Annotated in this window: 14 protein-coding genes; 6 read left to right on the top strand and 8 right to left on the bottom strand. The window is 39.5% G+C overall.

The window, feature by feature from the left end; all coding sequences use genetic code 11:
* Positions 1 to 50: 50 nt before the first annotated feature.
* The 5 genes from SJW71_RS15545 to SJW71_RS15525 form a co-directional block, all read right to left on the bottom strand.
* Positions 51 to 1,013 carry a carbohydrate kinase family protein gene (locus SJW71_RS15545; RefSeq protein ID WP_431811164.1) on the bottom strand — a complete coding sequence of 321 codons (963 nt, stop codon included), beginning with the start codon at positions 1,011 to 1,013 and terminating at the stop codon, positions 51 to 53.
* Positions 1,013 to 1,897 carry a DMT family transporter gene (locus SJW71_RS15540; protein WP_274796592.1) on the bottom strand — a complete coding sequence of 295 codons (885 nt, stop codon included), beginning with the start codon at positions 1,895 to 1,897 and terminating at the stop codon, positions 1,013 to 1,015. The genes SJW71_RS15545 and SJW71_RS15540 overlap by 1 nt, the downstream gene beginning before the upstream one ends.
* Before the next feature lie 54 nt (positions 1,898 to 1,951).
* The gene (locus tag SJW71_RS15535) at positions 1,952 to 3,202 is read right to left on the bottom strand and encodes a glutamate-5-semialdehyde dehydrogenase (RefSeq protein ID WP_431811163.1); all 1,251 of its coding nucleotides are present in this window, start codon (positions 3,200 to 3,202) and stop codon (positions 1,952 to 1,954) included.
* 13 nt (positions 3,203 to 3,215) lie between these two features.
* Positions 3,216 to 4,310 carry a glutamate 5-kinase gene (gene proB / locus SJW71_RS15530; protein ID WP_312507090.1) on the bottom strand — a complete coding sequence of 365 codons (1,095 nt, stop codon included), beginning with the start codon at positions 4,308 to 4,310 and terminating at the stop codon, positions 3,216 to 3,218.
* A gap of 420 nt (positions 4,311 to 4,730) precedes the next feature.
* On the bottom strand, positions 4,731 to 5,114 hold the full coding sequence (locus tag SJW71_RS15525) for a sodium:proton antiporter (RefSeq protein WP_274796595.1): 384 nt from the start codon (positions 5,112 to 5,114) through the stop codon (positions 4,731 to 4,733).
* Positions 5,115 to 5,326: 212 nt separating this feature from the next.
* On the opposite strand from SJW71_RS15525, the gene SJW71_RS15520 reads away from it, so the two are divergent.
* The 3 genes from SJW71_RS15520 to SJW71_RS15510 are packed head-to-tail and all read left to right on the top strand — an operon-like array spanning position 5,327 to position 6,750.
* On the top strand, positions 5,327 to 5,950 hold the full coding sequence (locus tag SJW71_RS15520) for a LysE family translocator (protein WP_274796596.1): 624 nt from the start codon (positions 5,327 to 5,329) through the stop codon (positions 5,948 to 5,950).
* A 12-nt stretch (positions 5,951 to 5,962) separates the two neighbouring features.
* Positions 5,963 to 6,517: a DUF1835 domain-containing protein gene (locus SJW71_RS15515; protein ID WP_431811162.1), complete on the top strand. Its 555-nt coding sequence runs from the start codon at positions 5,963 to 5,965 to the stop codon at positions 6,515 to 6,517.
* Positions 6,493 to 6,750 (top strand): DUF3658 domain-containing protein, encoded by a 258-nt coding sequence (locus SJW71_RS15510; RefSeq protein ID WP_431811161.1) that lies wholly within the window; start codon positions 6,493 to 6,495, stop codon positions 6,748 to 6,750. Before SJW71_RS15515 ends, SJW71_RS15510 begins: the two co-directional genes overlap by 25 nt.
* A 34-nt stretch (positions 6,751 to 6,784) precedes the next feature.
* On the opposite strand, the gene SJW71_RS15505 is transcribed toward SJW71_RS15510, so the two are convergent.
* Positions 6,785 to 7,666, bottom strand: coding sequence for a LysR family transcriptional regulator (locus SJW71_RS15505; protein ID WP_274796598.1), 882 nt, complete (start codon positions 7,664 to 7,666; stop codon positions 6,785 to 6,787).
* Between the two features lie 285 nt (positions 7,667 to 7,951).
* Between SJW71_RS15505 and SJW71_RS15500 the strand changes: the two genes are divergently transcribed.
* Positions 7,952 to 8,704 carry an alpha/beta hydrolase gene (locus SJW71_RS15500; RefSeq protein WP_274796599.1) on the top strand — a complete coding sequence of 251 codons (753 nt, stop codon included), beginning with the start codon at positions 7,952 to 7,954 and terminating at the stop codon, positions 8,702 to 8,704.
* Positions 8,705 to 8,890: 186 nt separating this feature from the next.
* Complete coding sequence (gene brnQ, locus SJW71_RS15495; protein WP_274796600.1) at positions 8,891 to 10,231, top strand: branched-chain amino acid transport system II carrier protein; 1,341 nt, start codon at positions 8,891 to 8,893, stop codon at positions 10,229 to 10,231.
* A 53-nt stretch (positions 10,232 to 10,284) separates the two neighbouring features.
* On the opposite strand, the gene SJW71_RS15490 is transcribed toward brnQ, so the two are convergent.
* A complete protein-coding gene (locus SJW71_RS15490; protein ID WP_274796601.1) occupies positions 10,285 to 11,043 on the bottom strand; it encodes an SDR family oxidoreductase in 759 nt (252 codons plus the stop codon).
* Between the two features lie 152 nt (positions 11,044 to 11,195).
* On the opposite strand from SJW71_RS15490, the gene SJW71_RS15485 reads away from it, so the two are divergent.
* Entirely contained in the window at positions 11,196 to 11,777 is a 582-nt protein-coding gene (locus SJW71_RS15485) for a TetR/AcrR family transcriptional regulator (RefSeq protein ID WP_431811160.1), read from the top strand.
* Positions 11,778 to 12,282: 505 nt separating this feature from the next.
* Here SJW71_RS15485 and SJW71_RS15480 read toward each other — a convergent pair.
* Entirely contained in the window at positions 12,283 to 13,458 is a 1,176-nt protein-coding gene (locus tag SJW71_RS15480; protein ID WP_431811159.1) for a YhgE/Pip domain-containing protein, read from the bottom strand.
* Positions 13,459 to 13,492: the final 34 nt, after the last annotated feature.

The raw sequence follows: 13,492 nt of genomic DNA, 5'->3' as shown, positions 1-13,492 counted from the left end.
AGATTGACTTGTCTCTAATACATACGAAAAAGGGGATGTAAAGTTTCGAGTTAATCTACTTTTAATTCCAGTGGTAGTGCCGGATAAGACGGTATTGCCCCGTGCTTCGTAGTTGATAAGCCTGCATAGCGGTTTGCGAAAGATAGCAGGGACGTCGCCTGCCGTTCACAGTAAGCCACTAACCCCTCTACCTCTAGTTGATGTTGAAGGAATTGACTTAGAATAGCGCCAATAAAAGCATCACCTGCTCCCGTTGTATCAATGGCTTGCACCTTGTCAGCGGGAACTTTAACATGAAGATTTTTCGTATATAATGTGGCCCCGGCAGCACCATGTGTAATAATGATGACAGCTATATATCCATTGAATAATTGAAGGACCGCCCTCTGTTCATCCTCTATGGCGGTTAGAAATAAAAGCTCCTCCGCTGAAAGCTTCACCAGATGCGCTTGAGGTAAGAAGGCTAAAATGGTTTCACGACAAGCTGATTCATCCTGCCATAAAGGTAGGCGCACATTCGGGTCAAAGGAAACGAGGCTACCCACTTGATGTGCCTGTTCAAGAAAAGCAAGGTGGGCTTTCTTCATAGGACTTTCCACAAGATTCACAGAACAAAAATGCACAATATCCTTCGCAGTTAAAAGCTGTGAGGGGAGGTATTCTTGTTTGTATAATAAGTCCGCAGCATGTCGGCGATAAAATTGAAAGTCACGATCCCCTTGTTCATTTAAAGATACAAAAGCAAGGCTTGTTTCTCCCTCCGTTGTTTGACGAATAAATTGAGTATCTACACCTGCTTGCTGCAATGTGTTGATGAGGAAGTCACCAAAGGCATCTTGACCCACCTGTGTTAGCAGAGCAGCCTGCAGACCCAGTTTGGCACAAACCGCCGCTACATTTGCAGGAGCTCCACCGGCATGTTTCGTAAAGTGCTCGATATCGGTAAGAGAGCCTCGCTGCTGTGTTGGTGTAAAATCAATTAATAATTCTCCTATCGTGAAGAGTTTGCCCATTATGAGACCTCCTGTGGCAGTCGCTTTTTCTTTGGAACATAAATTGTATAAAAAATACCACCGAAAATTAATAAAATGCCCATCGTTTGCACAATGCTTGGCATAAAATCAAGCAGTAGCATATCAAGTAAAATCGCGACAACAGGGTCGACGAATACTAATACAGATACAAGAATGGTAGAAAGACTACGAATACTATCAAAAAATAAATAATAAACAAATCCAGTATGAATAAAGCCTGTGCCTAAAATATAAAACCAATTCGTTGAGGTTAAGCCATCAAAGAGTGCAAAATCAATGAAAGGCAGCAGCATGACGATTCCAACCGTTGTTTGAATATAAGTTAATGCATAGGAGCTTAGCTTGGTAATCGTTTTGCTTGTTAACATGGTGAGGGCATAAAAGACAGCTGAAAGTAAGGCCCACACAAAGCCCGATTGCATAAACTCCGAGAACGACACAAAATTCTGTAAGCCAATAATAAAAATACTACCAATAAAGCAAGTGATGGTTGCCACTAGCGCTTGAATAGTCATCTTTTCCTTTAAAAAAATCGCGCCTAATATTAAAACAAAAATAGGAGCTAAATTATAAATCGAAATTGCAATCGAAATTGACATTTCTTCAAAGGCTTTAAATAAAAATACCCAGTTTAAAACAATAAAGACACCGCAAATAATCGTTTGAAGAATTTCTTTTTTATCCCACACCTCTGATTTATGTCCACCTGTGATCAGCCACATACCTCCTAGAAAGAGGGTTGCGCAAATGCATCTAACAAAGACAAGCTCTGTAGCCGGAACACCAGTATGAACGGTAAAAAAGCCAATGGAGCCAAAAAGAGCCATCGATACAGTTAATTTAATGATTGCTGAAATGTTCATACGAAACCTTCTTTCTATTTTTTATCAATCTATAACTAGGGAAGAGAGTTATAGCTATTCTCGAATTTGACCGTTGCCATGAATAAAATATTTTGTTGATGTTAAGGCAGGTAAGCCCATTGGTCCACGAGCATGTAGCTTTTGCGTACTGATACCAATTTCTGCGCCATAGCCAAATTCAAAGCCGTCTGTGAAGCGGGTAGAGGCATTGTGATAAACCGCTGCTGCATCGACATTGTTTAAAAATGTTTCTGCGACCAATGAATCTTCCGTAATAATAGCTTCAGAATGATTCGTTCCAAATTGATGGATATGCTCAATCGCTTCATAGACGTTTTCGACTAATTTAACACTTATTTTTAAATCAAGGTACTCTGTCGCATAGTCATCTGTCGTAGCTGGAAGAGCGTCCTTAAATGACTGACACACTTGTTCATCACCGATGATTGTCACACCTGCTTCGTACAGAGACGATAAAAGCTGAACACCGTGTGCCTTAAACCAAGTAGGGTGGATCAGTAAGCTTTCGGCTGCATTACAGACAGAGGGCCGCTGTGTTTTAGCATTCAGACAAATGGTTTCTGCTTTTATGTAATCTGCCATTTGATCCACATAAATGTGACAATTACCTGCACCTGTTTCAAGGACAGGGACAGACGCTTCATTAACAACTAAATCAATAAGCGCTTTGCCGCCACGAGGAATGAGTACATCTAAGTACTCTTTTAAATGAAATAGTTCTTTAGCTGTTTCCCGACGCGTATCCTCAATTAATTGCACCGCATCCGTTGGCATGGCTGTTTTGGCAAGTGCACGATGGATACTTGCGACAAGAGCCATATTTGAACTTTTAGCGGTGGAGCTCCCGCGCAATATGACAGCATTACCCGTTTTCAAAGAAAGTGTTGCTGCATCGACTGTGACATTTGGGCGAGCCTCATAAATCATGCCAATAACACCGAGTGGCACAATTCGCTTTTCAATGCGTAGCCCATTATCTTTCTCAATACGTTCCACAATGGTACCTACTGGATCGTTTAAGGAGACGAGCAAATGAATGGCATCTGCCATTGCCGCTATGCGCTCCTCATTAAGCATAATACGGTCCAAAGTAGAAGCGGGCATGCCTTGTTGCTCACCGAGTGCCAAATCCTTAGCATTTTCAGCTAGGATAATAGGCTGATCGATAAGAAGCTGTTCGGCAATTTTTGTCAAAGCCTCATTTTTTTCGCAGGTAGTTTTACTATTTAACGTGTAACTAGCGGCCTTTGCAAGACGACCTTTTTCTTGAATTTCACTTGTCATTTTTCATTCCTCCTTAATTCGTTTGAATTTTCAGCCATTTATCTCTGTGAATGACCTCGTTAGGACAATTCACCAATGTATCTGTCCGTTTTCCCATAGCAACAGCTAGCTCTTGAGATGAGTACAACACCTCACCACGTCCTAATAAACCATTTTCACTATAGACTTCGACCACGTCACCATTGATAAAATCTCCTTCTACACGGTACACCCCGGCAGGTAAAAGGCTTTTGCCATTGTCCATTAACGCTCGCTCAGCACCATTATCTATAAAAATTTTACCAGAAACTTCCGTAAGTGCAATCCACTGTTTATGATTCGTTAGCACTGCAAGCTCATCATGACCGACATAGGTTCCATCGCCATGGCCAGCTAAAATATCCACAAGTTTTTGAACACCATGACCGGTTCCAATAAACACCCTAACACCTGCACGTAAAGCAGTTCGAGCTGCTAATAGCTTGGAAGCCATGCCACCCGTGCCAACCTTTGATCCTGTACCATCTGCAAAGCGAAGCAAATCATCTGTAATTGCTGTTAACTTATCAATGCGCTCAGCCTGTGGATTTTTAGCGGGATTGGCGTTATATAAGCCATTAATATCGGTTAAAATAATGAGTTGATCTGCATGGACCAGACCACTTACTAAAGCGGATAGCATATCATTATCACCAAAAGTTAATTCGCTAATAGATACGGTATCGTTTTCATTAATGATAGGTAACATTGAGCGTTCTAATAATTCCTCGAACGTCGCGTAAGCATTTTTATAGCATTCTTTTTTAGAAAAGTCTGTGCGAGTCAGTAAAATCTGTGCAGGCATAATATCATAGATACTAAATAAAGCACTGTACGTTTGAATAAGTAGACTTTGCCCTACCGCTGCCGCTGCCTGCTTACCTTTCACCGTCACAGGACGAGCTGGGTAGCCAAGTTGTTTAAAACCCGCAGCGACGGCACCCGATGAGACAAGTAAAACTTCATGTCCCTGTTTCTTTAATTCGGCGATTGCCTGTACGTGATCCATTAAGCGAACTTTATCGATTTCACCTTTTGTGTTCGTTAAAGAGCTACTGCCAATTTTAACAACAATTCTTTTTCTCTCCATCACACAACCTCCAGTTGAATACGTTCGTTCCTGCATATTACATCAAGATAAAAAAAGCCTTTTCATCCTAAAAATTAGGACGAAAAGACTTGCCTTCCGTGGTACCACCTACATTGAATATCATGCGACATTCCACTTTTCTCATAACGCTAGAGACTGCGCCTAGTTTGGCTAGGACGTTTCACGAAGTAGGTTCATCAGTCTTTCTTGTACAATGCCTTGCAGCCAATGGGCATTGCTCTCTTCACAAGAGTTACTAACTACTAGTCTTCATTCGTTTTGTCATCATACTGTTTTCAACTATTGACTAAAGGATGCACTACTTGCAAAGGTCTGTCAAGTTGAATTGACAAATTACTTGAAAGTTTTGAAAAGTTAAGAGGGTGAAGAGCAAAAGTGATAAAAAAGGAACCTAATCGATTATTTAAACCACCAAATAGCGATGAAAAGTGGCAGCATGGCCAAAACAATCACAAAGAAACTCCATACGATTTGTTTCCCGGAGGACATATTTTTTGGCTTGATGCTCATTTGTTCATAGAGCTGGTTAATGGCATACTGCTCCTTCGAATAAAGCATTGCTTGAAATTCTTCGTAATCTTGTATATAGCTAGATGGGGGACGTGGACTGAAACGCAAATTTCGTATGGAATCCGTTATGTCTTTTTCTCCCATCCAATAGGTAATAATGGGAGCTAGTCCTGAGTTTTGTGTAGCCTTAACCTCAATGTCATGTGATGTCATTTTATAATAAACCTGCCCGTGCTCATCCTCGTATTGCGTAACAATATCACTTACTGCCATACAATCACCTCTTATGAAAATTATCTGTAAAATCATGAGTTTCTACTATTATAATGTATTAGGAGAGAAAAGTATTGTCTGAACGAGCATAATTTGTGAAGCTAAAGTTCGTGAAAAAATTTAAATAAAGACATAAACTTATATCTAGTGAAAATAATGTCGTGTAGTATAATGTAAATAGTTTTTCAAAGAAGTTGAAGGAAGTGAAAGTAGTGGAAATTTCAACGTTATTCGCATTTTTAGGTGCAGCGATTATTTTAACGATAATGCCAGGGCCAGATAATTTGTTTGTGCTTGCGCAAAGTATTACACAAGATAAAAAAGCTGGTATTGCCACATCACTTGGATTATGTACGGGACTTCTTGTTCATATTAGTGCAGCGGTACTCGGTATCTCTGCGATTATTTATCAATCGACTATTATTTTCTCTATTGTAAAATTTGCAGGAGCAGCATATTTATTATATCTAGCTTGGCAATCATTTCGTGCAAAAGGAGATCCATTTTCTTTGCAGCAGCAAAATGTACAAGCCTATGTTAAGTTGTATAAAAAAGGGATTTTAATGAATATTTTAAATCCAAAAGTATCGCTATTTTTCCTAGCGCTCCTACCTCAGTTTGTTCATCCTTCACAAGGACATGTTGCGTTGCAAATGCTTATTTTGGGTATAGTATTTTTAGTTCAAGCATTGGTATTATTTATCTTATTTAGTTTGTTTGCAGGGAAGGTTAGAAATGTGATTATTGGTCAGCCTGTGATTGCAAAACGATTAAATATGATTCAAGGTATTCTCTTCACTTTTATTGGGATACAAATAGCTATTAGTAAACAATAGGGAGGAATGATCATGGCTATTTTACATATTACCTTTAGCTTAGCAACTCAGGGTTCCTTGAAGCTTGCCATACGCCAACATCGTTTGCAGCGTGATGAATCAGTTCTAAGTGTCCATGATGATTTCTCGATTGGACCTCTTCAGAGCTTTGAAGAACGCAAACATTGGTTAGATACGCATATGTTGGACGATGATGACCAACAATTATACAATGATATCTATGAAAATTGGAAGGGGAAAATCGAAACGTTACCAAGTGATGTGGATGTTTGGGTTTGGTATAGCCATAATGCCCATGAACAAATTGGACTGCGCTATGTGATGAGTGAGTTTAATCATAAAAGTAGTATGGTCTATGGAATTGATGCCACAGAGGGCATGCAACGTATTCAACCAAATATTACTATTCGTCAGACAGGTGAGCTTTCCTCAGACATGCTTATGAAGCTTCGCACTGTTGCAAAACGATTTTCTACTCAAGAATGTCAACAACTTGCCAAAGAATGGGAAGACATAAAAGGACAGCCAAGTACACTACGACTATGGAAAATAAACTGGAGCATGTAGAGGAAGAGGCACTGGACGCATACATTATCGCCAGTGCAAAGAATCTGCAGTTACAGCACAAGGAAGAATGGCTGATGCCGACGCAAATTTTAGCTCAGACAGCTGGAACAGTTAATCATTATATAGGGAATGATTTTCTAATGTATCGCTTACGAACACTCGTCGAACAAGGATTATTTGAGATGCAAGGTGATACAACGGATATTTTTTCATATCAGGTAAAATTACGCTAATAAAAAGATCAGGGCAGCCAAAGCCCTGCTCTTTTTATTTTTTTTCATAAAAATCGAAGACAAACTGTTTAAATTGGCGTGCTGATGGAGGCAAATAGCGATTGTCAATCCAAGCCATGCCAATAATACGTTCACATACCATATCCTCAACATGGATTTTAACGATCTTCTTCGGATTTAAATCCTCATCATCTGGTAGTAAGGAAACGCCGAGACCAGCCCCAACAAAACCTGCAATGGTAGATACTTCATCGCCTTCATAAGAAATTTTAGGCTTTATGCCAGCCGCGTTTAATAAGCGGTCAGCAGAACGGCGAAGAGCATAGCCCTTTTTCATGAGCACAAAATTTTCATGCTCCAGTTCCTTCATTTTAATGCTTTTGCGATGAGCTAGTGGATGGTCAATAGGCACCATAATAAAGAGCTCATCACGCCACAGCTCTTTCCAGCAAACGGGAGGCTCTGTATCTATGGCAGCCAATAAGCAAAGATCTAACTCACCAGCCAGCAATTGCTTTAATTGTGAATGGGAATAGTTTTGCGTGAAATGAAAACGGATATGGGGGTGTTTCTGACGAAAAGCGCGAATCAAATCTGGTACGATACTCGTTCCTAGCGTATGTAAAAAACCAAGTGATACGTCCCCAAGCTCTGGATTATTCAGCTCTTGTAATTCTAAAACAGCCTTTTCATATTCTTTACGCATGCGTTGTACGCGATATAAAAATAGTTCACCATATCGGTTTAGCATGATTGAGCGCCCTTGTCTGTCGAAAAGCGGTACACCTAATTCTTCTTCCAGCTTTGATATAGAACGACTAAGTGCTGGCTGTGAAATCGCTAATGCCTCGGCAGCTCGTGTCATATGCTCTAACTTTGCAACCGTTACAAAATATTCTAATTGTTGCCACTCCATTTTTTTCACCTCTTTTCTCGTTATTTTTAAGTTATCTGCATTATAACGGGAAACAGTCTGGAAGTATAGGGTTCAAAAAATTTTTAAAAGGACATTGCCTTTAAATAGAAGAATCGGAAAGTTAAATAGTAGAAAGTGTGATAGTACAGCCATTAACCTGACATCATTCATGCACAATACACATTGATTTGATAAAAACTATAAATTGTACATTATGAATAAAGGGTGATAAGATAGACACATAAAATACACAATTATAAATTTCCGTGAAGGGGATATCATAAAATGAAGTTAACAAAGCCACAACCTCTAACAATTGAGGGAGGCAAAAAAGCCGTACTATTACTGCATGGATTCACAGGTAGCACAAAAGATGTGAAAAAACTAGGAGAATTCTTATCTCAACGTGGTTATACCGTTCATGCACCAATCTATAGTGGGCATGGCGTAGAACCAGAAGCTTTATTAGAAACTAAACCAGAAGACTGGTGGAACGATGTCGTGGAAGGTTATAACTTCCTACAAAAGAAAGGCTATGAAGAAATCGCAGTTGTTGGAATTTCACTTGGTGGCGTCTTCTCACTAAAAGTTGCAGAGACATTCCCAGTGAAGGCATGTGTTGCGATGTGTGCACCAATAACACGTGATAACTCAAAAGGCTTATTTACACGTTTGTACCACTATGCTCGATTATATAAACACTTTGAAAATAAATCAAAAGATCAAATTATTTCAGAATTACATGAGTTACGTATTACCCCAAAAGATTCTTTAGATGGCGTAACACGTTTAACGACTGAAACTCGTGAGGAATTATCCACTATTAAAGCACCAACACTAGTACTACAAGGTTCATTAGACGATGAGCTTTACCAAGAAAGTGCACCATTCATTTTAAATACCGTAGAAACAGATGATAAAGAAATCATTTGGTATGAAAATTCAGGTCATATTATTACGTTAGATAAAGAACGTGAAAAAGTTTATGAAGATGTCTATAAATTTTTAGATCATATTGAATGGTCAGTTGCAAATTAAGGAGAAGGGCTGTCAGCAGGCAGCTCTTTTTTTGTGGAATTAACTAATTAATGAAGCTTTCATCTAGATCATGAAAAAACTATTGTAATTATAATAAATGCTTGATAACATGATGGAATTGTAGTGAAAAATCATTCGATTAAAATAATTTGCTATAGTCTAAAACATCTAAGGAGTACATCAATTATGCAACAAAAAATACCTTTCTCAACCTATGCAGTCATTGGAACTATGTTATTTGGACTGTATTTCGGTGCAGGGAACCTTATTTTCCCAATTCAAATGGGGCAATTAGCAGGGACCAATTTTTGGTTTGGATTAATCGGGTTTTTAGTCACTGCCATCGGGCTGCCATTCCTCGGAATTTTAGCCATTGGTTTATCAGGAAGTAATGGCTTACGGGATTTAGCGAGCCGTGTTCATCCTGTTTTTGGTATCGTATTTTCTTTGGCGCTCTATTTAACCATTGGGCCATTTTTTGCGATACCACGTACAGCAACCGTACCATTTGTGGTAGGCTTTGAGCCATATATTGAAGCTCAGCATGCAACATTGCTATTAGCCGTATTTAGCTTTCTATTTTTTGCTGTTGTTTACTATTTTTCTTTAAATCCAGCGAAAATTATGGATTATATTGGGAAATATTTAACACCTGCTTTTTTAGTTGTCTTATTTATTTTGATTATTACAAGCATTGTGAAACCGATGGGGCACTTCCAGCAGCCAATCGGTGATTATATAGATAATGCCTTTATGACAGGCTTTAAAGAGGGCTATAATACAATGGATGCCTTAGCATCATTAGCCTTTGGGATTGTTGTCATCAATGCGATTAAAAGTGCAGGAATTACGGATCGAAAGCAGATAGCGAAGGCTACCTGGACTTCAGGAATATTTGCGATGGCTTTAATGATGCTAATTTACGGATTAATCACATTTATGGGCGCTTCCAGCATTGGAGCAGTAGGCACTTTTGAGAATGGCGGTTTAATTTTTGCCGCAGTAGCGGATCACTATTTCGGCTCATTTGGGGCCATTTTATTAGCTGTTATCATTGTTCTTGCATGTTTAAAAACGAGTATTGGTTTAATTACTTCATGTAGTGAATTTTTCCATCAAGTGTTTCCAAAAATCAGCTATAAATGGTTTGTATTTTTATTATGTGTTGTGTCCTTTACGATTGCAAACTTTGGCTTAAACAATATTATTCAATTTGCTATCCCCGTTTTAATGTTCCTGTACCCATTAGCGATTGTCTTAATTTTGCTGGCACTTAGCTCATCATTCTTTAAAAATAAGCAAACGGTATATGCCATTGCGATGATTTTTACATTTTTCATTAGTTTGATTGATGGTTATAAAGCATTAATTGAAAGTGTACCAGGCGCAAAGTTAGGTGTCTTAGATGCTGTAGAAAAGGCCTATTCAACGATTCTACCTTTTTATGATATTGGCTTAGGGTGGATACTACCAGCGATTATTGGTGCTATAATTGGAAGTCTGTTTCCATCAAGAAAAGTACTATAATGAATAAAAGCACGCACAGAAAATAATTTTTACTGTGCGTGCTTTTTGCTTGTTTAGTAAGCTGTCCAGCCACCATCTACTGCAATGACTTGTCCATTCACAAAGCTTGCCTCGTCTGATCCAAGGAAAATAGCTAATTGAGCAATTTCTTCTGGTTGACCAGCACGCGGATTAATCGATAGACCAAGTGCTTGGCGTGCTGCACCAGTTTGGCTCATATTGGTCATTGAAGAGGCGATATTCGTCATGACTGCTCCAGGCGCAATACCATTGCAGCGAATATTTTTATCAGCATACATAAACGCTGTGTTTTTTGTTAATCCAACAACGGCATGTTTTGAAGCTGTATAGGCAGCACCTGCACGTGCCCCATATAAGCCACCCGCAGAAATATTATTGACAAAGACACCGTGTCCTTGCGCAAGGAAAATGTCTGTCGCCATACGCATCGAGCGCATCACAGCTGTTGTATTTACCGCAAATACTTTATCCCATCGTTCATCGGAAATTTCACCAACAGGCTCCATCCCATCCATGATCCCTGCATTGTTTACTAAAATATCTAATTGACCATAGTTTTGTTTCGTTTCATCAAATAAACGCTGTAAGTCTTCTGTTGATGCGACATTTGTTTGAATGGCAAATGCTGTACCTCCAGCCGCTTGAATACCATCCACAACCGCTTGGGCACCGTCTAAATTTAAGTCTGAAACAACAACCTTAGCTCCTTCTTTTGCATACCCTTCAGCGATGGCTTTCCCCATACCTGAAGCTGCACCTGTTACTATAGCTACTTTACCTTCTAATCTCATCTCAAAAACCTCCTCATTGTCTTCATTAGATATTGAACATTTGTTCATTAAAATCATATAATAAACTTGAAAGCGATTTCAATATGCAAAAAATCATGATGTGTTGAGTAATCAACACTTTTGTAAAAACTGTTTAGTAAGGAGCTGAAAAAATGAGCACAACGGATTTACGAATTATAAAAACAAAGCAAGCCTTGCATGAAGCCTTATTAACATTGCTCAGTCAAAAACCGTTGGAACAAATTTCTATCGCTGAAATATGTAGAGAGGCTAAGGTGAATAGAGGCACCTTCTATTTACATTACGAGCAAAAAGAAGGACTCTTTGAAGAATACTTTCAGGAGATCATGGAGGACTTATATCAATCCTATGAAGAACCATATCGGGCAGTAACCACCTTGGATACCGATCAACTCGATCCAAATACCATTCGAATCTTTCATCATATTGAACGCTTTAAAATGTTTTATCGCATTGTGTTTTCTAAAAATGTCCCGTTAACATACTATTACATGCTTTTTGACGGCATATATTCTCTGCTCAAGCGGGATATTACACATCATCATGAACATCAAATGGCCGATCATATTTCCATTGATTATTATAGCGCCTATCAAGCAAATGCAATCATCGGCCTAATCATCCAGTGGTACCGAGGCGATTTTACAGATAGTGTGACCATGTTAAATCAGCAGCTTGCGGCAATCTTAAGGAATGTGAGAAGTAATGGGTAGACCGCGCCAATTGAAGGATAGAGAGGAAAGAAGTGGATAGGAAAGGGAAAGCGGCGGATAAATCTTGCAAAGTGACGGATAGAGAAGGAAAATGGCGGATAAATCTTACAAAGTGACGGATAGAGAAGGAAAAGTGGAGGATAGAGAAGGAAAGCGGAGAATAGACCACGCCAAGTGATAGATAAGAGGGAAGAAGCGGATAGGACAGAGAAAGTGGTGGATAAACCGCACAAAGTGACGGATAGACCAGGAAAAGTGACGAATAGACCATGCAAAGTGACGGTTAGAGCCAGAAAAGTAGTGGATAGACCGCGCCAAGTGACGGATAGACCATGCAAAGTGACGGTTAGAGCAGGAAAAGTAGTGGGTAAACCGCAACAAGCGACGGATAAACCTTGCATAGTGCTGGATAGGCACCTCAAAGAGCAGCGTAGAACCCCGAAATCAATAGGCCCGCCATAATAAAACGCTGAACCACAGAGTATCTGGTCCAGCGTGTATTAATTTATTGAGCTGGTGGCGTGGGCTTTAAGGCGACTACTACTGTTGCAAGGGTCATTGTCACAAGGATGATGATGCCTAAGGAGCTGCTGTTTTGTAGTAAATTGTCGGCACTTCCGCCAAATATAATGGTATAGTAGCCATCAGCTCCGTAAGTAGCGGGTAGCATGGCGGCGACATTGTTGTACCAGTCAGAGAGCATATTTTTGGGGACGAGTACGCCTGATGTTACGAGTTGGAGGGAGAGGGCACAAATATTAAAGACCATCCCAACGTTACCAAAGAGAATAACAAAAACTTGTGCTAGACAAAGGAAAGCTAAATACATGATAGATTGAAAGAAGTAGATAGAGAGAAAGCTTTCGTTGCTAGTAATATCAAAGACCTGCATTAAGGCAATTGTTAGCAATGGTAGGGTAAAGGCTACGGTCACATTGAGTAGCTGTCTTGCTAAAAATAATTGCCATTTGGATAGACTTTCTCGAACAATTTGGGCAGCTTGCTGGTGTTGCATAATCATCACCATAGCACCGACAAAGGATGAAATGATCACCATAAGTGGTACAAAGTTTGCCGCAAAGCCTTTCGCGTTATTGGTTTTAACAATAGTACTCTCGATTGCATGGTCTTTGACAGTCATAACGGTTGTCTTGACGGACGCGGTAATTTGCTGTGCAGTATTTTGCTCAAAAGGAAGCTTTGCAAATTGTTGAGAAAAGACCTCGATTGCCTGATTTTGTTGCATTGGATAAAGGGCTTGATTCATTTCTTCAGTCATTTGCTTTGCTACACCCTCCATCATGTTTTTCGCCACGCTTGCATTGGCTTGATTAATAGCGTAAATAATTTCCGCTTCTTTTCCTGCTTCAAGTTGCTTCGTAAAATCTACTGGAATGTGCAGTATCATATTAATTTGTCGTTCGTTTAATGCTTGCTCAGCATGCTCCATTGACGGATAGTCCTCTATGGCAAAAGGACTAGACTCTTTGATATTCTGTGCTAGCTGTTGCCCCAAGGCGGTATCCTCTGAGACAATGCCGATGGATAATTGCTCGGCTCTTTCATTGACACCATCATACGCTGTCATCCAAATAGTAAAGAAAATTAATTGAAAGGCAATGGTAGCGACAATGCCTATATAGGTTTCACGAACGCGCAATAATGTTTGTAAACCTTTCATTTTATATACCCCCTGAATTAAGTAAGTACTTACT

The organism is Lysinibacillus sp. FW12 (assembly GCF_050817245.1).
GTDB classification, from domain to species: domain Bacteria; phylum Bacillota; class Bacilli; order Bacillales_A; family Planococcaceae; genus Lysinibacillus; species Lysinibacillus irui.
Note: the sequence above shows the minus strand (reverse complement) of the source record. Positions and strands in the feature narration are given on the sequence as shown.